At 41.9% G+C, this 22,821-nt stretch carries 19 protein-coding genes; 12 read left to right on the top strand and 7 right to left on the bottom strand.

Features of this window, described 5'->3' with window-relative positions:
• Positions 1-4 precede the first annotated feature (4 nt).
• The 3 genes from pyrB to LPTSP_RS00410 form a co-directional block, all read right to left on the bottom strand.
• On the bottom strand, positions 5-931 hold the full coding sequence (pyrB, locus tag LPTSP_RS00420) for an aspartate carbamoyltransferase (RefSeq protein ID WP_108926882.1): 927 nt from the start codon (positions 929-931) through the stop codon (positions 5-7).
• A 96-nt stretch (positions 932-1,027) separates the two neighbouring features.
• On the bottom strand, positions 1,028-4,153 hold the full coding sequence (locus LPTSP_RS00415) for an efflux RND transporter permease subunit (RefSeq protein ID WP_108926881.1): 3,126 nt from the start codon (positions 4,151-4,153) through the stop codon (positions 1,028-1,030).
• A 12-nt stretch (positions 4,154-4,165) separates the two neighbouring features.
• Positions 4,166-5,107 (bottom strand): fatty acid desaturase family protein, encoded by a 942-nt coding sequence (locus LPTSP_RS00410; RefSeq protein WP_108926880.1) that lies wholly within the window; start codon positions 5,105-5,107, stop codon positions 4,166-4,168.
• A 194-nt stretch (positions 5,108-5,301) separates the two neighbouring features.
• Here LPTSP_RS00410 and LPTSP_RS00405 point away from each other — a divergent pair, with 194 nt between their 5' ends.
• The 3 genes from LPTSP_RS00405 (at position 5,302) to ruvA (ending at position 8,128) form a co-directional block, all read left to right on the top strand.
• Positions 5,302-6,408 (top strand): MBL fold metallo-hydrolase, encoded by a 1,107-nt coding sequence (locus tag LPTSP_RS00405; RefSeq protein ID WP_245915421.1) that lies wholly within the window; start codon positions 5,302-5,304, stop codon positions 6,406-6,408.
• Between the two features lie 92 nt (positions 6,409-6,500).
• Positions 6,501-7,481 (top strand): hypothetical protein, encoded by a 981-nt coding sequence (locus LPTSP_RS00400; protein WP_108926933.1) that lies wholly within the window; start codon positions 6,501-6,503, stop codon positions 7,479-7,481.
• An 11-nt stretch (positions 7,482-7,492) separates the two neighbouring features.
• Positions 7,493-8,128: a Holliday junction branch migration protein RuvA gene (gene ruvA / locus LPTSP_RS00395; protein ID WP_108926879.1), complete on the top strand. Its 636-nt coding sequence runs from the start codon at positions 7,493-7,495 to the stop codon at positions 8,126-8,128.
• Between the two features lie 247 nt (positions 8,129-8,375).
• Here ruvA and LPTSP_RS00390 read toward each other — a convergent pair whose 3' ends face one another.
• Positions 8,376-9,515, bottom strand: a complete 1,140-nt coding sequence (locus tag LPTSP_RS00390) for a DUF819 family protein (RefSeq protein WP_108926878.1) — start codon at positions 9,513-9,515, stop codon at positions 8,376-8,378.
• A 357-nt stretch (positions 9,516-9,872) separates the two neighbouring features.
• Here LPTSP_RS00390 and LPTSP_RS00380 point away from each other — a divergent pair, with 357 nt between their 5' ends.
• Positions 9,873-10,319, top strand: a complete 447-nt coding sequence (locus tag LPTSP_RS00380) for a DoxX family protein (protein WP_108926877.1) — start codon at positions 9,873-9,875, stop codon at positions 10,317-10,319.
• 169 nt (positions 10,320-10,488) lie between these two features.
• Here the strand turns inward: LPTSP_RS00380 and LPTSP_RS00375 are convergent, their stop codons facing one another.
• Complete coding sequence (locus tag LPTSP_RS00375) at positions 10,489-11,976, bottom strand: sulfurtransferase (protein ID WP_108926876.1); 1,488 nt, start codon at positions 11,974-11,976, stop codon at positions 10,489-10,491.
• A gap of 293 nt (positions 11,977-12,269) precedes the next feature.
• Here LPTSP_RS00375 and LPTSP_RS19310 point away from each other — a divergent pair, with 293 nt between their 5' ends.
• From LPTSP_RS19310 to lpxB, 8 genes are all read left to right on the top strand, one after another.
• Positions 12,270-12,404 (top strand): hypothetical protein, encoded by a 135-nt coding sequence (locus tag LPTSP_RS19310; RefSeq protein ID WP_282432930.1) that lies wholly within the window; start codon positions 12,270-12,272, stop codon positions 12,402-12,404.
• A 3-nt stretch (positions 12,405-12,407) separates the two neighbouring features.
• Positions 12,408-13,580 carry an ADP-forming succinate--CoA ligase subunit beta gene (gene sucC, locus LPTSP_RS00365; RefSeq protein WP_108926875.1) on the top strand — a complete coding sequence of 391 codons (1,173 nt, stop codon included), beginning with the start codon at positions 12,408-12,410 and terminating at the stop codon, positions 13,578-13,580.
• Positions 13,581-13,606: 26 nt separating this feature from the next.
• Positions 13,607-14,491, top strand: coding sequence for a succinate--CoA ligase subunit alpha (sucD, locus tag LPTSP_RS00360; protein ID WP_108926874.1), 885 nt, complete (start codon positions 13,607-13,609; stop codon positions 14,489-14,491).
• Positions 14,492-14,520: 29 nt separating this feature from the next.
• Positions 14,521-16,119: a TolC family protein gene (locus tag LPTSP_RS00355; RefSeq protein WP_108926873.1), complete on the top strand. Its 1,599-nt coding sequence runs from the start codon at positions 14,521-14,523 to the stop codon at positions 16,117-16,119.
• Between the two features lie 18 nt (positions 16,120-16,137).
• A complete protein-coding gene (locus LPTSP_RS00350; protein WP_108926872.1) occupies positions 16,138-17,571 on the top strand; it encodes an SH3 domain-containing protein in 1,434 nt (477 codons plus the stop codon).
• Positions 17,572-17,595: 24 nt separating this feature from the next.
• Positions 17,596-17,835: an FmdB family zinc ribbon protein gene (locus LPTSP_RS00345; RefSeq protein WP_108926871.1), complete on the top strand. Its 240-nt coding sequence runs from the start codon at positions 17,596-17,598 to the stop codon at positions 17,833-17,835.
• A 2-nt stretch (positions 17,836-17,837) separates the two neighbouring features.
• On the top strand, positions 17,838-18,692 hold the full coding sequence (locus LPTSP_RS00340) for an LpxI family protein (RefSeq protein WP_108926870.1): 855 nt from the start codon (positions 17,838-17,840) through the stop codon (positions 18,690-18,692).
• Between the two features lie 61 nt (positions 18,693-18,753).
• Complete coding sequence (gene lpxB / locus LPTSP_RS00335; protein ID WP_245915429.1) at positions 18,754-19,920, top strand: lipid-A-disaccharide synthase; 1,167 nt, start codon at positions 18,754-18,756, stop codon at positions 19,918-19,920.
• Here lpxB and LPTSP_RS00330 read toward each other — a convergent pair.
• Positions 19,910-22,270 carry an LIC_12586 family protein gene (locus LPTSP_RS00330; RefSeq protein WP_245915420.1) on the bottom strand — a complete coding sequence of 787 codons (2,361 nt, stop codon included), beginning with the start codon at positions 22,268-22,270 and terminating at the stop codon, positions 19,910-19,912. The genes lpxB and LPTSP_RS00330 overlap by 11 nt on opposite strands.
• Positions 22,174-22,818, bottom strand: a complete 645-nt coding sequence (locus LPTSP_RS00325) for a tetratricopeptide repeat protein (RefSeq protein WP_100768917.1) — start codon at positions 22,816-22,818, stop codon at positions 22,174-22,176. The genes LPTSP_RS00330 and LPTSP_RS00325 overlap by 97 nt, the downstream gene beginning before the upstream one ends.
• Positions 22,819-22,821: the final 3 nt, after the last annotated feature.

Raw genomic sequence — 22,821 nt, 5'->3', positions numbered from 1 at the left:
CCGTTTAAAAACGAACGCCCAGTGAAAGGCAGAGTAACGTCATTCTGCTCACCACTCCGTATTTTGCCTGGCGGAAGTATGCTGCGTTCGGAAGATCGTCTACATCTGTAGAGAGTTCATTCACTCTTGGAAGAGGATGAAGCACTGTTGTTTCTTTTTTAGATGCAAGTATCAATTCCTTATTCACCTTAAAAGATTCTTTCAGCCTTTCGTATTCTTTGTGATCCGGAAATCTTTCTTCTTGGATGCGGGTCACATAGGCGACATCACATTCCCATACTTTTTTGATATCATCCGATTCTTCAAAAGTAATCGGAAATCCCGCAAGTCCTTTCTTATATGACTCTGGTAATGTAAGCTCAGGCGGAGAAATCAGATATAGATGAACATTATAATGGCGAAGAAGATTGATCAAACTATGAATTGTTCTTCCATATTTCAGATCTCCGATAAAGGCAAGAGTGAGTCCGTCTAATTTTCCTTTTTCGGAAATGATCGTGTACAGGTCCAGGAGCGCTTGTGTGGGATGTTGTCCCGCTCCGTCCCCTGCATTGATGACCGGGATCTTGACTGCGCCTGCCGCAATTCTGGATGAACCTTCCACAGGATGTCGGATCACTGCGATGTCTGCGTAAGCCTCTATCATTTTCATGGTATCGTATAAGGTCTCACCCTTAGAGATGGAAGAAAATTGGAAACCTACTGTAGAGATTACCCTTCCCCCCAGCCTTTCCATGGCAGCTTCGAATGAAAGTCTGGTCCTTGTAGAAGCTTCGAAAAAAAGAGAAGCCAGAAGTTTACCTTCTAAGATCCCAAAGGCCTTATTTTGTTCGACCAGCCTTTCCATCTCTCTGGTCCTTTCGACTAAAAAGTCCAGATCCTCTTTGGAGAACTGATCCGTATCCAGGATATTCTTATGCTCGTACGCCATTTTCTGGACAGATTGATCCGACCGGACTCGGAGGCAAGAGAATTAAAAGGGGAAGTTGCGGTGTAGAAGTTCCTACACCACATCTAAACTTTTGCCTTAGTGATGCTTTGGTTCAGGCTTTGTCTTAAATCCCAACTTAGCTCTCAAATGTGAAAACACAGAAAGTGTTACAGGAACATAGAGCAAACTTCCCAGAGTTCCAAACCCAAGTCCCCAACCTAATGCCAAGGTCATAGGGATCAATACAGGATCTGATCCTCCCACGCTGTACGCTGTAGGAAGAAGTCCCGCAACGGTAGTCAAGGTAGTCAGTAAGATAGGTCGGAACCTTCTGCGGCTTGCCTCAAGTAAGATCTCATCCAAAGGTGCATTGGAAGATTTACGGATAGAATCTATACAATCCACAAGCACGATGGACGCGTTTACTAGAACTCCTGCAAGTCCTATGATACCGATCATAGCTAAGAAGCTGAATGCCTTTCCGGACAATACGAATCCCGCTACAATCCCCACGAACCCGAGTGGGATCGTGCTCAAGATCAGTATAGGCCTTACCACATTCTGCAAAGTTAATGCAAGAATGATAAAGATCCCTAGTAACGCAATCAGTCCCGCTTTTCCGAGAGAGGCCATGGACCTTTGTGTGTCCTTCTCTTCTCCTCCGAACACGATGGAAACTCCAGGATATTGTCTTTCGATCAGAGGTTTGAACTCGTCGATTACCTTTTGGTTGGCTTCTCTGGAAGTCATCCCTGTCTCGATCTTGATATCCGCGTTTACTGTGACCGCTCTTTCAAAATCCCTATGAGAAAGTAATTCAGGAGAATCTTTCAGGTCCATTCTGGAAATTTTTGCCAGGTTGGTAATATTTCCCGCCTTGTTTCTAAGAGAAATACTTTTTACTTCTTCCGGATTCTTACGGAAGCTCTTATCGTACATTACTCTTAGATAAATTTTTGTTTTTCCTTGGCGAACGTTACCCGCTCTTTCTCCATCGTATGCAGTTCTAAGCATATTCGCGGCGGAGAAGGTTGACACTCCGGTAAAACTTTCCAAGCCCTCATCCAGTTGGATGTACATCTGTTTTCTTCCGTTCCTATAATCGTCGCGAACGGAATGTACACCCTTGATCCCTTTTAAGAAGGACTGTAGATCTGCGGAAACTTTTTTAAGCACCTCATAATCTTTTCCGAGTACTCCAATTGTAATCGGCGCTCCGATCGGAGGTGCCATCGCCTGTTCTTCCAAATACACGTCTGAAAGTCCTGGCGTTTTTCGAATGTCATCCTCAATGGAAGCTAATATTTCGGAGGCCTTTCTTATCCGTTTGGATTCAGGGGTAAGATACACTAAGATCACTCCCAGATTCTCTCCAAATCTGGAGAGTGGATCGTTCGGCTCCGACTGTTGCACACCGATCTTAGTCGAATAACTCACCAATTCCTCTTTCGGGATTTTCTTCAGAATCTCTTCCATATACTTCATTTTTTCCTTAGTCTGGAATATCCTGGAAGAAGGAGGGAACTCCGCCTTGATCAAGAAGATCTCAATATCTTCCTTCGGGAAAAGAATAAAGTCCATCTGGGACATTACACCGCAAGAGCCCATTACCACGAATATAATTGCGAAAAAGGATTTGTTTCGATTTCGGATCAGCAAAGCCACGAAATCGGAAAACCTTTCCTCCATTCTTGCAAAGAAAGAATCCAAGGATTTTCTGAACTTAGAGGACTTCTTCAATTCATCCGGAGTTTTTGCAAATGCAGCAATCCTTGCAGGAAGAAATAAGAATGACTCGATCAAACTCGCAGTTAGCGCAATGATCACAACAAGTGGGATCTGCCAAATGAATTTTCCCATGATCCCAGCCATGAACAGCATCGGGAGGAATGCCGCCACGGTAGTGAGATATGATCCGAAGATCGGCACCAACATCTCAGTGGATCCTTTCAAGGCCGCAGAAGTTTTGTCCATCTTCTCGCCTAGATAAGTATAGATATTTTCCGAAATTACGATGGAGTTATCCACTAACATCCCGAGAGAAATGATAAGCCCCATCATTGAGATCATATTAAAGGAAACATCGAAGAACGGAAGCGCCGCAAATGTCATGAGCATCGAAAGAGGCAATGACATTGAGGTCAGAGTCGCGGTCCTGAAATCTAAGAACAAAAATAAAATCCCAAAAACGATCAAAAATCCGATGAGCGCATTAGAAGAGACCACATTTAATCTGTTCTTGGTCCTTTTTGCTTCATCATTTAATTTGAATGTTTTGATGCCTTCCGGATAAACTTTTTCAAGTTCTTTCAATCTGGTTTGTACATTGTCTGCGACTTCTATCGCATCCGCCCTTTCCTTTTTGATCACGGAAAGGATTAAGCCTTGTTGCCCGTTCGCGATCGCAAGAAATCTTGGATATTCGAATGTATCCTCTACCCTTGCCAGATTTCCGATACGAACAGTGGAGAATATATCATTGGTCCTGACAGGGATTTTCCCGATCTCCGACGGATTCTTGAATTCTCCGTCAATTCTTAGATCGAATGCATTCTCTGAATCTACGGAACCCGCAGGTAAATTTACGTTCCGAGTACGGATCGTCCGAGTTATATCGGAAAGATCCAATTGGTATTGTTTCAGTCTGTCCGCATTTACAAGAATATGCCATTCTCTATCACGTTTTCCGAATACATCTACTCTTGCTACTCCTGGTATCTTTTCAAGTTCCAGTTCTATAAATTCAGCGATTGTATGAAGCTCAATCTCGTCCTTACCGCCATAAACGGAGAAGTCCATGATCGGGAAGGACCCTGATTTTCTTTCCGTAATTTTAGGTTTTTCCGTCACTTGCGGAGGAAAATCGGAGATCGCATTGTCTACTGCTCTTCGGATCTCATCCAAAACTTTTTCCGGATCCGTCTCTTCTAAGCTGACACGAACATCTATATCGGAAACAGAGTTACGGGAGAAGGAACGGATCTCGTCTATCCCGTCTATCTCCTTAATCTTTTCTTCAATAGGATACGTTACCCGTAATTCCACATCCGCAGGAGAAGCTCCCGGGAATTTTGTGGTGATCACGAGCTGCTTCATATCCACATTAGGAAAAGCGTCTCTGCGTAAACCGCAAAGGGACATTCCCCCCGCAGCAACAATGAATATGACTCCAAGATACATGAAGAGTCTATTGTGAATGAAAGATTGTATTATCGTTCTCATATATTTTTCTTTTTATTTAGAAATTTTCCCATCCAAAGGTTCTAAGAGCCCGCCCCATTGGCTCCATGCTTGTTCCATAAAACTTTTATCCCAGGTTTCTCCGCAAACCTCCATCTGTTTCGGTAATCGGTCCCAGGAACATCCTGGGAATCTATGATGAATTCTATGATAATTAAAATGTAAAAAAAACGCGCTTACCGTTTTGGGTAGAGTTAAATTAAAGGCCGAATTTTTATCATTAATTTCTCTCCCATAATGATAAGCATTATCAAAAAATGATATAAAAAAGGACCTGCTCAAAAGCAGGAATACCAACAAAGGCCAGTCGCTTCCGAACAACCAAAAAGAAGGAATATAAAAGACCAAAATCCAAAAAACATCCTTTCGTAATTCTTCCAAAATTTCAGGACGATAGATCCACTTAAAGAAACCTTCTTCAATCGGATACTCAACGAAACGATCCACCATCGGTTTTGTCCAACGAGAAGGGAGAGAAAGTAAAAGCCCTGTCCCTACTTCAAAAATGTAAGTCGCCACAGTAATTCTGAAATAATAATTCAAACTTTGGAACCATCTTGGCTTCCAAGAATTCGGATCATAAAATTCTATCCGATCACCAGGCTCTCTATTGAACTTATGGTGCATCAGATGACTACATTTCAGAACGGAATAAGGAGCCCCGAACACAATACAAAGTAACCTTCCCCAAAAATGATTCTGTTTTCTTTCGTTCGAAAAATTCCCGTGAATACTTTCATGGATCAAATTCCAAAAAGTATAAGACACCGGCCCCAATGTTGCGGCAAACACCCAAGCGATCCAATACGAAAAGCCACCCAATAAGAGTCCCAAAGGTAACAAATAATGGAAGCTGATAAATAGAAATAAGACCGTAAGCGAAAGTGTTCTGTTTTTCGCAAACGGGAGGTCTCTGATCTGGATAGAAGCTTCCATTTAGGATAGATCGGGTGAGAGCGGAATTTTCTGCAAGCAACCTGCTAAACTATGCAGTGGCGACATCGGTCGGTTTGAAAAAAAATGTATCGATCCTATACAAACGAAGAAGAATAAGAAATAAATTGAATAGATCCCATTCTTTTAGAAAAAATTCGGCTCCAAAAATGTTACAAGAGGTCCAAAACAACAATATGAGTTTAATTTTCCATTCTGCGGCACTCGTACTCGCATTTTCATTTTTCTATTGTTTTCCCCTGGATCCGGATAGGATAAAATCCCCCAGTTATAGAGAAGGCAGATATCATAATTTAGATCCGGATGAAGAGTTACAAGGAAAGTCTCCCTTGGCTATCCTACGTTGGAAGGTCTTGGGTCCCAAAGATCCTCCCGCAGTCGAAGGACTTACGGAGGAACTTCCTACTGTATTAGAAAGAAACTCAAAAGACTTACTCGCTCCCGAAGGAAAAGTCAGAGTGGTATGGTTCGGACACGCTACGGTTTGGATCTCTTCTACTAAAAATGGAAAAACTGTAAACGTTCTGACAGATCCAATATTTGAATCTCCTATCTTAGTAAGCAGGTTGGTTAAACTTCCTATCCCAAAAGAGGATCTTCCGACTGTGGATTTCGTAGTAGTAAGTCATGCTCATAGGGACCATCTGGACAGAGATACATTACGTTATCTAAGAAGTAAAAATCCGGACTTACAGATCCTTCTTCCCTCTGGAATGAAATCCTTTTCAGAAGAAGAAAATTTGGGACCAACGATTTCTCAGGAGTTGGGCCAAATTAGTAGCAAAGAATCTGTGAAGATCACATTCCTTCCCGCGCATCATTGGAGTAGAATGGGGTTCACTGATACGAACCAATACTTCTGGGGAAGTTATTCTTTAGAGGCCCAAGGAAAGATCGTCTACTTTGCAGGAGATACAGGATATTCTTCTCATTTTAAGAATATCGCAGAACGTTTGGGAAAACCTGTCGACCTTGCCCTTCTTCCTATCGGGGCTTATAAGCCTAGATGGTTTATGAAATACGCGCATATCGGACCGGAAGAAGCGCTGATCGCATCCAAGGATCTAAATGCTAAGTCATTTGCACCTATCCATTGGGGGACATTTCCCTTAGGGGATGATCTTCCTAAGGAGCCTATGTTGGACCTCAAACAAAGACTATCTTTTCCTTCTTCTCCGGATACGAAAGGGATCTATCCTCCTTCCGACGGAGTTTCCTGGGGAACTAAGGACGGCGTAAAAATTGTACCTTGGACTATAGGCACCGGTATAGATTTGGAATGATTAGGAAATTTCTATCCTAAGAAAAAAAGGTGCCTCCCGGAACTATTCCTGAATTCTGGCATAGAACTGTATCCCGGAGGCTTCCGTCCAAAATGAGATCTGAAACTAAATCGTCATTTTTCATACATTATATTATTATAATACTACTCACGTTCTCTACTTCTTTGTTTGCCGTAGGTGGAGAAGAAAAACTCACTCCATTACAACTTGCCCAAGCGAAAGAGACTTCAAAACCGGAAGAAGTAAAAAAATTAGAAAGAAGAGTGGACCAAAGAAAAGGCAGATGGTCCTTCCAATGGGGATACAACAGGGATTCTTATACCCAAAGTGATATTAACTTCAAAGGACCTGGATATTCTTTCACGGTAAAAGACGTGGTTGCCAGAGATAAACCGGAAACATTTTCTACAGACGTCTATTTAAACCCTTCTCTCTGGGAAATCCCTCAATACAATTTTAAACTTACTTATTATTTAACTGACAATCTGTTCATCGCATTCGGACAAGATCATATGAAATATGTAATGTCCAGAGGACAGGCCGCAAGTATCAGCGGGTATATAGATCCTCTGGCGATAGAAAACGGAAGATTACATACTTCTTTCGAATCAGCACCTTACGCATTATTATTTCCGAATAATATAAACCAATTCGCAGGATACCATGGAGGAGAAACAGTCAATATCACTCCTGATTTCCTGAAATTCGAACATACTGACGGACTCAATTATCTATTCGTAGATCTAGGATATATAGCTCCACTCTGGGTTTCTCCCAACGGAGAGAACGCATTCAGTTTAGTGGGCTCAGTCGGAGCAGGACCGGTAGTTTGCAGAAGTGATGTTCGACTATTTGGAGAAGGTCATAATAATAGATTCCACCTTTCCGGATACGGAGTTTCCGGATATTCAGCGCTAAGGATCGACTTATTCAAATCATTCTTCTTTGAATTCGGAGCAAAAGGCGGATATATAGATCTGACCAGCATTTATACCAACGGAAAATCCAAGGACCGTGCCACACAGAATTTCGGATTTGTGGAAATGATTGCCTCCGCAGGCATCACTTTTTAAACTCTCCCGACATGATCTCCGGTCTCCAAGGCTCCATCCGAAAACTGGAAGTAGGCTCCGTGTACCTAGATGTTCACGGAGTTACTTATGAAATCGTAATTTCCTTCAAGACCTATTGGGAACTGAAAGAATTTCAAACTTCTGCAAAAGAAGTCAGACTGCATATCCATCATTCCATCAACGAAAGAGGACAAAAACTTTTCGGATTCCTGCAAGAAAGAGATAAAGAATTTTTTAAAGTGATGAAGGGCCTGCATGGAATAGGAGAAATGACTGCACTGAAAGTCCTCTCCTTCTTCAGTCCTTGGGAATTACATAAGATCGCTTCCTCGGGACAAGCAAAGGACTTGGAAAAAATCCCCAAGGTCAGAGCCAAAACCTCTGAAAAGATCTTTTTCGAAGTAAAACAAAACCTAAAAAAACTAGAATTGTTTTTAGAAGCTGGCTCAGAAGATCCGTCTATCCCGGAAACTTCCAAAGAGAAACTTCCTTCTCCAGAAGATCGATTTAAAGAAACAGCAGTCCAAGCACTCGTTCAATTAGGCTTCGAAGACAAGTCCGCTCTTAAGGAAGTGGAGAAGATCCTAAAAAAACAAAGTTTCACAGATACGGGAGAACTGATCCGAGAGATATTAAAAAATCTTTAAGTTCTTTCTGCGCCGGACGCGTGGTCTTCCCCGTTGTTGGAACTCCAACGTGGGGATGGAGATCGCCCCCACCCGAGTTCGGGTGGAGGAGGTGGGCTTGTGGGAGAAGCCATTCCCCCATATACGAAAATTCCCTAAATTACAATCCAAATTTCCACTTACAACGCTTGTTGGAATTCCAACATCCGATTCTCATCTATTCGCCCGGAATGAAAATTCCACACCTCACCCTTTAGAATCCCCTTCTCTACCTCGCCAAGAACCAATACACCGCCAGACCTAGATAATTTCCTACTGCATACCCGACCAAACCGGTCAAAATCCCCAAGATCAACACACCTCTATTACCTATCGCCGTGGCAACAGAAGGCACAAACGCAGGACCGTAAATACTGGAAACGGAAGTGATAATCCAAGTATCCACTGGAATTCTAAACAAAATCCCAAAAACCAAATGAAGAAGGATCGCAATCGACATGGTTGCGAGAACGATTAAAAGCACACCGGAGGCCCCCTTAACCAAACTTCCAAAATCCGCCAAAAATCCGATGGCAACGGAGAATATTAAAATAAAATAATATCCAACCGGATAAGTATTCAAACTTCTCACCTTTTTAGAAAAAGAGATCCCAATTCCCCAGGTAGTGATCCCCAAGAGGATCAAAGGTGCGGAAGAAGTTCCTAAAATCGCTTGAGAAATCCCAAGAGAAGCCGCAAGTCCTAAAACGGAGAGAACAATTCCGATCAATAAACGTAATACCGGATTTTTAGGAGAAACCTGTATTTCAGATACTATATCAACTTCTTCCCCGCTCACAACTTCAGGCTTTAGAAAAATAGAATATACTTTCTTGGAAAAACTGAGAAGGAACAAAAGATAAGTTCCGCCAATCAAAAGATCGACTGTGTTCACGAGTGCAATCGTTGCCTTGCCGGTATCCAATGCCAAACCGATCGCATTCGAATTCGGAGTGCCTCCTGTATACAAACCTGCAAGCATTCCGCCTATTTTAGAAGATTCAGGATGTAAGGAGCTTAAGAAAAGTCCTACGGAAACGGATGAAATCGCAACAGCAATGCAGGAAAGAAAGAAGGAGAACAATGCAAGTCTTGCTTCTTTGATCCCTTGCCCAAAATCGGAAGATGCGAGTAAGAGCGGGATCGCGATCGGGATAGAAATTTCAGAAATTGTTTCTGCGATCTTCTTAGGCAAAAAATCGGTTGGGATCAAGTTACCTAATATAATTCCGGAAGCATAACATAGAACTACAGGGCCTAAAAACCCGAGCCATTTATACTTCTTGGAAAGACTTCCTGCAAGCCGTGGGAATCCGAGAACGAATCCTAAAAATAAAACAGAGATTATCCAATGGAATATTTCAGACATCTTCGCTCCCGATCCTTTCCGAATTCAATGACAGATCTCAAAGACCATCGCAAATCCGATCCTCATAAATAACAGATTAAATTCTGCTATATTGAATTTTACTAAATATTCAGACCAATAAACTGGGCCATGGAATCATATTTTGATCATCTCTAAAAGTCGAAAAAATCCAGTCGAATTGGCAATTCAAGACAGTTTATCTCACCCTCGCTTAGAGTCGGGAGTTCCTACCTGAAAAAATTTCCGATTTCTGGCCGACCTTAGTGAAAAAAACTTGTAAGAAATACTTCATATTCAAAGTAATATACTTTAACAATAAACTATTAATTCCTAAATTAATAGAAGGAAGTATTCAAAATGTTAGAAACACTTTTAGCAACCAGCAACGATATCGTTCCATTAGTCTTAAGACTAACCCTAGGGATCGTAATCTTCCCACACGGCGCTCAAAAACTATTGGGTTGGTTCGGCGGTTATGGATTCAAAGGAACCTACGGTTATTTCACCCAAACTGCAGGACTTCCAGGGATCATCGCATTCTTAGTCATAATAGGTGAATCCTTTGGTTCCGTGGCATTGATCCTAGGACTAGTCACACGATTCTCCGCAATTTCTATCGGTATCATCATGTTAGGCGCAGCCCTACTCGTTCATAGAGAACATGGATTTTTTATCAACTGGTTCGGAGCTCAAAAAGGAGAAGGTTACGAATTCCAAATATTGGCTATCGGACTTGCGATTGCATTAGCGATCACCGGTGGAGGAGCTTACTCCTTGGATCTAGCGATCCTTTCTTCACTCTAAAATATAATTGAGGGGGATGACTTCCCCAGTCGCAGCATAGAGGAGCAACGGTGTTGCTCCGAATGCGAGACTAGGACCCAGATGAGCTGCGAATCTGGAGTCCTTGCGCTACCCCCTCTCCGGGGAATCTTTTTGTTATGAAACCCCGGAGCCCAGATAACTTTTCAAACTAATACTTATAAGCCTTATCTTCTAATTGGGCCTTACGAGTTGTGGTTGCTGTCGGATCGATATCCGCTTGAGCAACAGTCACATAAGGGCTTGCAGTTCCGCCGGAAGCATAGGAATTATAATTGATAGTCCCACTCGGAGCATAACTCAAATCGGAAGTATCCGTTCTAAAAGGAGAAGTTAAGGAAAGTTTATTAAAGCTAGTTCCTTCCGTAGAGTCAGGATAGTTCGCAACAAGAGATGTCCATTCCACTAAAGAGCCGTCGTAGAATACAGTAGGATATCCTAATATATTTTGAGAAACAAATCCGTTCACTTGTGCTTCAAAATTTGTCCTACATTGGGAAACGATTGTAGCTCCCGCAGTATAACTCGCTCCACCTGTTCCAGTGTTCGCAAAAATACCTGCAAGTGTTACCTTATCCTTAAATCTATAACCTGTAGCCGAAGTATCCAATAAAGAAGCCCAAGGAAATGTTTTTGCTCCTTTGATCCTGGTTTCAAACAAAACATACTTCTTAGGAGTTCCACTCACACCTGCAGCTGGCGCACCCGAATCATTCCAAGCTGTCGTAATATGATTTGCTCCTGTATTTGTAATCCCAACAGTTTGATCGTATTGAGCGGTGGGTCTTGCATCCACAATGATCTGAGTTCCAGTAAGCCCACTAATAGAAGCGTTACCGTTATTTTTCACAATCTTAATGATATCCTCTAAGGTAAGAGTGATGATCGTATTATCTACCTTCAGTTGTTTAACGCTAAAATTCCCGTTCGCATTCGGAGGAGTATCCTTGGTCGCAGAAAGATACGTTGCATTCGTAAAATTGGTCCTGATATCTCCATTCAGGATTGCAAGATGTTTGATATCCGCTCCCCAATATCTAAGCCAATAAATTCCTCTGGTAATATCCTGAGTTTGACTTCCGTTCGTATAAGCGGTTCCGTTATTGTTCGCAGATCCTACAGCGAAAACTACCAGGTCCGTACTTAAATTGATCCCGTATACTTTCAGCCACTGATCCACAGTGGATCCGTCTGCTTGGTAACGAACCGAGTTACGGATAAGACCTGTATTTCTCTGTTGGTTAAAACGAAATCCAGCTTGGAAATCGTCCAGATGATACACATAGACACCATTTGAATTGTCCGACTTGATGAAGGATCTCCCACTTGTATCCCCCGAAAAATTATTGGCGAGACTACTTTGTAAGATCACAAGCTTACCGCTGATATGAGAAGGCTTTTGGTTTTGCCAATCGCTTACCCAAGATTCCAAACGGGAAGCAGTGACTAACCCCCATTCATTATCATCATAAGAAGCTGCAGATTCATTTGTTAAATCCGAAGCAGAACTAACCGGAATGGAATTTCCAAAACCGGCCAGAACCGCCAAAGCGGAATTCGAATCTCCACCTCCTGAATCACAGGAGACAAATGCCCCCGAAATAAAGCTGAGTACCAGCCCAATATAGATCACCTTCATGTATATTTCTCCTAACGTGGCAAACCACGAGTTAGCCTTTTCTAGTTAGAATGATCCTAAAAATCAGCCGAAATATACAATATAGCAGAAAATAAGACGTAATAGCGGAAAATATATTGCCCCTATTTCCAAAGTATTAGCACAAAAATGTTTCGGTCCCTTTCATTTCACGGGGAAGGAACTCCTCAAGTAAAACCAAGACCTTTCACTCTTAGTGACTTCGCGCGAAATAAAAACTAGATAGATTTCGGCTCAAATGCAAAGGCGCAAAATCGTCGAGGATTTCACAGAACTTGGACAACGGTTCGTTCCTTCATTTCAAGGCGCTTGTGGGAACTCCTACTGAAAGGGGATGGACAGGATTCTTCCAGGTAAAATCCTTAGAAAAAGCATTCCAAACTGAACTCACATCCAAAAAACAAGGTTGATTCATGAAAATTCACGAGTACCAGGCCAAGGAAATCCTGAGACGCCATAACGCCAAAGTTCCTTTCGGCGTAGTAATTGATAAAAAAGAAGACGGTGCAAAAGCCCACGAAGAAGTTTCTTCCAAAACGGGAGCATCTGTTGTAGTCGTAAAAGCCCAAATCCATGCAGGTGGAAGAGGAAAAGGCGGCGGAGTTAAAGTTACTAAAACCAAAGAAGACGCATTAGCCGCTGTCGATAAGATCCTAGGCATGCAACTTATCACTCCTCAAACTGGACCTGAAGGTAAAAAAGTCCTGAAAGTTTACTTGGAGCAAGGGATCAATATCGCAAAGGAATTTTATTTAAGTATCTTATTAGATCGCGCGATCCGCAAGACAATCGTCATGGCTTCTACCGAAGGCGGTATGGAGATCGAAGAAGTAGCGGAAACTCATCCTGAAAAGATCCTAAAGATCGCTGTCGATCCGGGGATCGGATTACAGCCTAACCAAGCTTCTCAACTTGCTTTTGACTTGGGACTTCCTACTGAATCTCATAAATCTTTCAAGGCTCTTCTTACTTCCGTTTACAATGCGTATATTAAAGAAGATGCATCCTTATTAGAGATCAACCCTTTGATCCTTACTAAAGAGAACGAGATCATCGCAGGTGACTGTAAGATGGATCTGGATGAGAACGCTCTTTATCGCCATCCTGAAAACGCTGCATTCAGAGATATTTCCGAAGAAGATCCTTTAGAAGTACAAGCTAGCGAATACAATATCAACTACGTTAAGTTAGACGGAAACATCGGCTGTATGGTTAACGGTGCCGGTCTTGCAATGGCAACTATGGATATCGTGAAACTTGCCGGAGCCGAACCTGCTAACTTCCTAGACGTAGGCGGTGGAGCAAACGTTACTACTGTTACCAACGGATTCAAACTGATCCTAGGTGATCCGAACGTTAAAGGGATTTTTGTGAATATTTTCGGGGGGATCGTTCGTTGTGACCGAGTCGCTCTGGGGATCATCGAAGCTGCGAAAGCGGTAAACATCCACGTTCCGTTAGTGGTCCGTTTGAAAGGAACCAACGCAGAAGAAGGAAAAAGGATCCTAAACGAATCCGGTCTGAACATCATCGCGGAAGAGGATCTTCGCACCGCGGCCAAAAAAGTGGCGGAAGCCATTAAATAAAAAACATAAGGTTAACTTAATATAACATGGCAGTATTAGTAGATAACAATACGAGAGTCGTAGTACAGGGTATTACCGGAAAAGAAGGTTCTTTCCATGCCCAGCAGATGATCGAATATGGAACCAATGTGGTAGGCGGAGTCACTCCCGGAAAAGGAGGGCAAAAAGCGGACTTAGTCGGAAAAGCGGTTCCGGTATTCAATAGTCTAAAAGACGCAATCGTAAAAGAAGGTGCAAACGCATCTATCATTTTCGTTCCCCCTCCATTCGCAGCGGATGCGATCTTAGAAGGAATTTTCAACGAGATCCCTCTTGTGGTTTGTATCACCGAAGGAATTCCAACTCACGATATGCTTAAAGTATATAGCGCTTTAAGAAATTCAAAAACCAGGCTGATCGGACCGAACTGCCCTGGGATCATTTCTCCTAAGTATAACGTAAAGATGGGAATCATGCCTGGTTTCATCCACCAAGCAGGAAGTATCGGTATCGTTTCCCGTTCTGGAACCTTAACCTACGAGTCGGTTGCACAGTTGAGCCAACACGGATTAGGTCAATCCACTGTGATCGGTATCGGTGGAGACCCGGTCCCGGGAATGAACCATACTGAAGCAGTTAAACTTCTGAACGAAGACCCTGAAACTAAAGGTATCGTAATGATCGGAGAGATCGGTGGAACTTCCGAAGAAGAAGCTGCCGCTTATATCAAAGCGAATGTCAAAAAACCTGTAGTAGGCTTTATCGCAGGCCAAACTGCTCCTCCTGGAAAAAGGATGGGGCATGCGGGCGCGATCATCAGCGGGGGAATGGGAACAGCTTCTTCCAAAATGAAAGCTATGCAAGAGGCAGGCATTTCTGTTTGCCAATCTATCGCCGAAGTCGGCGAAAAAATGAAAAAAGCATTAGGTTAAACTAATACTTTAGATCGGGAGGAAAGGTTATGAAATTAGAAAATGGGAATTTTTGGACCAAAACAATAAGTGGTAAGACGATCTCCGTCTTTTTGGTTTCGAGCCTCATCCTCCTTTCAGGTTTTTCCGGAGTATTCTCCCAAGAGAATAAATCCGGAAAAGTCCTGAAGTTAACTACCGAAGAGACTGTCAAAAGGGCTCTCGATAGTAACTTCAAATTACAGAACCTAAGATACGAATTAGCAAAAACAGATTCGAGCTACTTAAAAGCAGAGTCCCAATATTCTTGGAGATTAGTAGCTGACGGAAGTTTCAGACAAACAGTTCTTCCTTTGAACCAGAACAACGTCTTTACCGGAACAAAAACTTCCGATGATACGATCAAAGGTGGGATTGAAAAAACGATCCGAACTACCGGAACCTATTTCAAGTTAGAAGCAGGAAATAGAAGATTCGACTCGAACGCCTTTGAAGATAAGAGTAACCCGCTTACTGCAAGTTTCGCGGGATTAGCACTTCCTCCTCTTTATACAGGATTTATCACTGCTACAGTTTCCCAAGATTTATTAAAGAACTCATTCGGTTACAAAGGAAGAAACCAGGAGAAGATCCTGGATAACCAAAAAGAAATGGCTAAAAGTCAGGTCTCTTTGCAGATCTCGGAAGCGATCGTAGGATCTCTTGTGGATTTCTGGGATTATTCCGTTAAATTACAGTCCTTAAAAACGTTCCGCAGATTAAAAGAGAACGTAAGCAATATTAGAAATCTTACAGTGCGTAAACAAGGTTTAGGACTTTCCGAAGGATTCGAAGTCAACCAATGGAACGCATTACTCGCACAGGCAGATAGCCAATTAGAAACTGCAGTCGTCCAAAAAGACGAGGCAAAAAGAAAATTAGCTCGTACGTTAAAATTAGAGAGCGACTCGGATCTTTCCGAAGAAACAGACCTTATGGAAGAAATTCCTGAGAAGCCTGACTACAACAAAGACTTAGACATCGCTTACAAAAAGAGAGCGGATTATCTAAACGCAGTCAGAGAAAAAGAGATCGCTGAACTTATGCTAAAGAACGCAAAAAGTGATCAGTTACCTACTCTTACACTTTCCGGGTCCGCTTCTTCACAGGCTCAGACGATCACAAGCCCTGATAAAAATTATACAGACGCAACAGACGGTGTGCAGTCTGCGCGTTACAAAGACTTCAACGGAAAAGTAAGCTTCTCTTATCCATTATTCGATAAGGGAGTGGCTGCAGGAAGAAGAGACACCGAGATAGGAGTTCGCCAAGCGACTCTGAAAGAGACCGAAGTTAAGAATGAAGTAAGGGACGATCTGAGAGGAAGGATCGACTCATTAGAAGCTAGTTATAAAATTTATAAAAACTCTATAGTCACCGAAAAAGAGACCCAAAACTATTATAACGGTGTGGTCCGAAGCTTCCAACAAGGAAGAGCGGATGCTGTCGCAGTTAAGAACGCTTTGGATACTTTGGTGAGAGATCAGCTCAGCCTTACTCAGGCAAAAGTGAATTTCAATATAGATCTTATGAGATACTATATTGCTAAGAATATGCTTTTGGAAAGATTCGATCTGGATGCGGAAAAACTTCTTCCAAATTTGGAATAAAAGGTCCGATAGTTCTCATTGAAACGCGGATTCTTCCTATCTATATTCGGGATCGTATTATTCGGGCTGATCGTTTGGCTTACCATTCGCTTTTGGCCCAAACCATCCGACACTATTTACGAATATTATAAAAAGGAAAAATGGGAGAAAGTGATCTCCCTGGTAAAAAGATCGACCGCCCCTACTCCGGAAGATCTTTTTTACGGTTCCCAATCTATCCTAAGATTGAACGCGGAACTGATCTCCAAAGACTCAGAAGACAGAGCCAAAATTTCCGCAAGACTCCAGAAAGAAAATGGGATCGGATCCGATAAGTCTCTTGAATCTACAGGAGAATTTCCTGTATTCGAGGATCCTTTCGTACTACAACTCAGACCCGGAGGATATTGGAGACAAAAAGCAATTCTCTCCAGAGTAGAGATCGCAGGAGAATGGGAAGACGATATTCAATTCTTGCGAGACTTAAAGGAACTGATACGAAGTAATCCTGTCACATTAGGAATTTCTTACTATTCTTCCGTATTGAAAAAAGTTTTAAGAAGAGAGACCAAACTTTCAGATGGAGATCAAAACAAACTTTCCGAACTATTAGGTTTTCTTTCAGTAAGAGAGGATTCTACATTACTTGGCTCTAGATTTAAGAACACCGGAGAGAATACAAATCTTAGGACCGGTCCAGGAACGGAGAACCCAGGCAAGGCACGCTTGAAAAAAGGGATCTTACTTTACGCATTAGACAAAGACCCTCGTTCCGAAACTGTACAAGGAAGAAAAGGAAATTGGGTCCAAGTATATATTCCTGAATTGCAAATCTCTGGCTGGATCTTCTCCCATTTTTTAGAAGAAGATCCTTATCCAATTTCGAAGGCCGAAGAAACATTTACAGAATTCTCCCAATCCGAAAAAAGTCAGGCCTGGGACTTTGCGTTTTGGACAGAAGATAAAGTCCCTCCAGGATTTCATGGAGAATATATCCCCACAGAAAAGTTAGCCTTGGATGGAGATTACGGGATCGTTTTACATAGATCTAAAACAGGAAAATATAAAGAGATCTGCAGGATCGTAGAAGAACCCTTTAGGTCTTTAGAATTTTTAACCGCAAATTTAAGCGGAGAAGAGCCTGTTCCGATTTTTAAACTATATTCAGGAAGACCTGGCGAGTGGAAGTCTGCTTACCAAATCGACCTTGACAGAGAGAGTATTTCTATCAATAGGAACAAGTATATACTTGGAAATTCAGGTGGAAAGAAACGTTTCCAACTTGGAATTTTTTCTGCAAATGGAACTACTTCGGCGTCTCTATTAGTAGGAGAAAAAACCGTATTACAAGGAATCTCTCCTGAAGAAGAACTAACCTCTACGGATGGAGTTCTATTCAAACTCTGCCTGCAACAAGCGGACAAAAGATCCGATTCGAATGCGGCAGCGTTTCAATTTAAGTTTTTATTTTGATCATTGATCTAGCGAGGAAAATCAGTGCCTACTTACGATTATAGATGCAAGGCTTGCGGACAAACTTTCGAACATTTTCAATCTATGAAGGACGACCCGATCACCACCTGCCTTCTTTGCGGTAAAAGTGGAGAAGTAGATAGATTGATCTCCAATGTAGGAGGGATTATCTTTAAAGGATCCGGATTCTACGTAACGGATAATAAATCTTCTTCCAAAAGTTCCGAACCTTCTACCGGATCTTCCGGTTCTTCATCCAACTAAGTTTGGGACGTTTAGGAATATTAGCTGGAGGAGGAAATCTTCCCCAGATAGGAATGAGAGAGGCTTTGGCTGCCGGGGAAGACCCGTTCTTTCTTTCCATAGCCGAGTCCGATTTTACTCCTGGAAATTATCCAGACAGAGTCGTCCCGATCCGGATCGCTAAGATCGGCGGACTATTAAAAGCATGCAAAGCCAATCAGATAGACAGACTTCTTCTATTAGGAAAAGTTAAAAAAGAGATCATCTTTAAAAGTCTGAACTTTGATCTAAAGGCTCTTGCACTACTCGCCAGAATGGTGAATAGGCACGACTATTCTATTTTCAAAACAGTAGCGGAAGATTTCGAAAGACAAGGAATTCATATCATTTCTCAAATGACCTATCTCAAATCCTTACTGCTTCCGGAAGGACGTTATACCAAAAGGTCCTTAGACAAAAAGCAGGTAGAGGACGTGATATTCGGGATGGAATATGCGGAGAAGATCGCTCACCTGGACATCGGCCAAGCAGTGGTAGTTGTGGATAAATCCGTATTAGCGGTAGAAGCTGTAGAAGGAACCGACCAGGCAATTCGAAGAGGCGGAAGTTTCGCCAAAAAAAGAAAGGCAGTCGTTTGTAAAAGTTCCAAACCCAGCCAAGACCCTAGATTTGATCTACCTACAGTCGGAATTGAAACCTTAAAAGTAATGAGCGAGAATAACTGTGATACTCTCGCTTTTCGAGAAGGAGAGACCATAATTGTAAATCCTTCCGAATTTATTAACCTTGCAGAAAAATTGAAAATCCATATCTTGAGCATCGGCCGTGGCAACGTCTCGAAAATTAACTCTACCCAAAAAAAGCTCCCTAAAGTCTAAAAAGGCTGGAGACAAGATAAGGACGGAAAACCTTTCCGTATCCTCTTCTCCCGTATTTATGATGTTAGCCGGAGAACATTCCGGCGATCTACTCGGTGCAGAAGTATTAAAAGAACTTAAAAAGCACGATCCTGATCTTACGTTTTTCGGGATAGGCGGCCCCAGAATGTTGGAAGAAGGTTTCGATTCTATCGAGAATATGGAAGAACTTTCTGTAATCGGTTTCTCTGCGGTATTATTCAAATACAAATTCTTAAAAGCACTCATGGATCGATTGGTAGAAGAAGCAGTGGCGCGTTCTTGCACGCATGCAATCCTGATCGATTATCCTGGCTTCAATCTAAGACTTGCAGCCAGACTAAAAGAATTAGGGATCAAAGTGATTTTCTATGTTTCCCCTCAACTTTGGGCCTGGAATTTTGGAAGGATCTACAAGATCAGAGAATCAGTAGATCTGATGCTGGTATTATTCCCATTCGAGAAAAAGATCTACGATGATTATGGAGTTCGTTCCGTATTTGTAGGACATCCGATCGCTCAAAGGATTAAGGAGAAGATCCGAAAAGAAGCTCCGATCCCTATTGATGAAAAACAGCAAGCTCATTTACAAACAATCACTCTCATGCCCGGCTCCAGATCCGGAGAGATCCACAGAATGTTGGATACATTGCTCCAATCAGCAACACTCATCCACCAAGAGGCGGAAGCGGACAAAAAGCATGTACGCTTTCTAATTCCGAATATTAACGTAAAAGAAGAAGAATTCATCCAAACTAAAATTAAGGAAACTGAAGAAGCTCATCCAGGTATCAAAATAGAATACTTATTCGATCGTTCTTTGAGATGTATTGAAATTTCGGATATAGTCCTGGTCACTTCCGGAACTGCTACTTTAGAAGTCGTATATTTCGAAAAACCGATGGTGATTTTGTACAAAGTCAGCTTACTCAGTTATTTTATCTCGGCACTTCTCATCCGAACACCTTTTATAGGACTTGTTAACATTCTGAGCGGAAGAGAAACAGTGAAGGAACTCATCCAGGCGGAATGTACTCCGGAAGAAACGGTAAGAGAAACAATGGCGATCCTGAAAAATAAAAAATACAGGAACCAAATGATCGAAGAGATCCGCTCTGTAAAAGATTCCCTAGGCGAAGAACATAGTTCTAAAAACGCGAGCAGAGCAATTCTTCAGTTCTTAAAGGAAAAACCGGCTTCTACTCTTTAATACAGCCTTGGCTGTTCTCTTTGATCTTAAACGCAAATGCAGAAATCGGAACTGCCGAATTAGATTCGCTGGAAAGTGAGTATGTATTTCCGGTCACAAAGTATTTTACGGAATCGGAATCTATATAAGAGTTCGCAGTTGCATTCACGTTACCGCCTTTCCAATAAACATTTCGTTTTGGAGGACTTCCTGGATTCCAATAATCGAACCCCATCTCGAACTTAGGCGGGACAGGTACTGGAAATTCTCCCTTTCCTTTCCAGATCGTATTCGAAAGTTTCACCTTGTCTATGGTGATGTAAATCCTATCGTGAATGTCTAAGAAATTATTTCCATTAAACCTAATATTTCCGTCTGAGTCTAAACTTTCCGGGATCAAATCCCCACCACAGAAAGAAAAGCTAGGAACTCCCCAGGGTAAATTGATTGTTTCGAAATCAATCCCAAAGTAAGGATTATCAGTACCGTAAGTAAAATAAGAATTCAATTTTGCGGTTCCGGAACCGGTAATACTTGCATCTAACCTAGATTGAGAAGGTGCAAATTTCAAACCAACATCCAATTTTCCCATACTAGAAAGTCCGAAATCCCATTTCACTTCCTTAGATATAAGCTTAAGACTACCTGTAGGATTTTCTAAGAAATACTTATAGATTGGAGTTCTGGTAAAATTAATTTCAGGGATCAACTTTTCCATTCTGGTATGGATATCTTCTCGAACCCATTGGCGAACGGAACTATACAAAGGAAAAAAGTTAGAAAGAACGATCGAATCAGTTTCTAACTCCAAATTATATTCTCCCATCAAAGGAAAGTAGGAAGTCCCGTCCCCTTTCACTCCCTTTTTGTAACCGGTTTTGCCTTTGAGATTTGCAGACCAAGGAAGACCAAATTGTTTTCCTTTCAACTTTGCTTCTAAAATTCCTGAAAGATTCCAGCCCAACTCCGCATCTTTAATTTCCAGATCAAGATATGGATCCTTCCATTTAAAGTCTTGGAGAGAAAATTTTGCCTCCGACTTCATCCAGTCCCCGTAACTTCCGGTCTCGGCCCCTTTCCAATGCAGATCTAAACTTCCACCCAAAGTTTCCAGATCGGATGAAACAGGCAGAAAATTTCGAATATCATCCAGGTCCTGGACAGTAAGGCTCAAATCCCAAGACTTAAGTCCTTTTTCATTTTTGGACTTTAGAAGAGTGAGTTTGTCTTCTCCGGTGAATACCTTATGTTCTTCGGTAAATACATCACCTTTTTGTGATCGGGTCCATTCATGTTCCAGATCAATATCTTTCCATTCCCAAACTTCACTCTGTAAAGGAAGTTCCTGTAAAACGATACCTTTTACATTAGAAAATTCTGTTTTACCCTGAACCTTCAAATTGGTCCCGTCCGATTCTAAAATAGCATGTCCCGAAATTTTTCCTTTTTTAGGATAAAATTGGGAGAATTCAGAATACAAACCTCCGGAATTTTCCGCCTTTGCATTTTTGAACAAGATCTCCAGATTCATGTTCTTGCTTCCTATATCCGTGCTGAACTTTCCGTTCACATATCTAAAACCGGGAATAGGAAATAGAGAATCCGAAATTTGGACATTGATCTTAGTATCCTCCTTTCGGATATTAAAATCGATTCCTTTCACATTCTCCAAAAGGACCTTGCCTCCCTTATAGACTGTGACTGTTGTATCTTCTAATCGTATCTCGGGAATATTGATCTTATGAATATAGGATAGAATTTCTCCGGAGATCTTATCTTCCAAGTCGATGCTCAGTTGTGCATTACGCACTCGGATCGCTTTTACGGAAGGTTGTCCCTTCCAGAGACCCCTTAATAATAATTCAATTTTGTTTGCCTTGAAGATCATTCGCTGGGAAGCAAAGTCCTCGTCACTGGAAATTTTTAGATCTTCTATGAATACATGATTTGGGAATTCGTATTCTACGACTCCAAGAGTCACTGCTCTATCCAATTCTTCGTTGATGAACCCTCGTGTGAGTTCCTTGACCCCTCTTAGATCCAGAACTCTTCTGACGAAGTACCATTCTGCCGTTTCTTTTGCAGCAGCTAAAAGTAGGAAGGCCACAATCAGTGCAACGGATATCTTTCTAAAGGAAGGTTTTTCAGTGATAGATTGTATCTTAAAAAAAGAAGAAGATACGAATCGATACAGTTTAGATGGGACAGCGATCCTGAATGTAACGCTGTCCTTTTTAAAAAATGGATTTTTAGGGAGAGGAAAAGAGAAGTGAATTACCGTTGGAGAACCTGGTTGATCTTCTCCGAGGTTTCCTTCAGTACTAGGCTTTCCGGAAATTTCTGTAATCCCTCTTCCAGAACCAACTGACATCTTTTGTATTCCTTAATTCTATAGAAGCTGACTACTACAGTTTCATAGTAGAATAGATCCTTTTCGAAGTTTTTCTCTCTGGAAGCTCTTCCTAAGATCCCGAGAGCCTGGCCGTATTTCTCGTCTTCAAAATACGCTTTCGCCCACATTTTCTTGCGGGTAACTGACTCAAAATCGCGATCTACATTGTCCGACTTACGGAAATGAACGATAGCATTATCATAGTCGTTGATCCCAAGGTAAGCAGAACCTAAATAATGGTCCAAATGTTGTAGATTGCGACCTTCTTTGGAGTTTTGCAATTCTCTCAAAACGAGAGAAGCTTCTTTGAAAGATTCGATTTTTAGGTAGAGTTTGGATTTTTGGAGGAGTAGCTCGGAACGTCTTTTGTCTTCAGGGTGTAGATCGCTTAGTTGCTGGTCTATTCCCTTGATTTCCGCTCGGACCTGAGTCTCTAAATTGGCGGAAACCGCCCCTTCTTTTTGTGTACTTGCACAGTAGAGGAGGAATTGAGCTCCGATAAACAATATTGTCAGATATTTACTCATTTT

It is taken from the genome of Leptospira johnsonii, assembly GCF_003112675.1.
GTDB lineage: Bacteria > Spirochaetota > Leptospiria > Leptospirales > Leptospiraceae > Leptospira_B > Leptospira_B johnsonii.
This window is presented reverse-complemented; position numbering and strand designations above follow the sequence as displayed.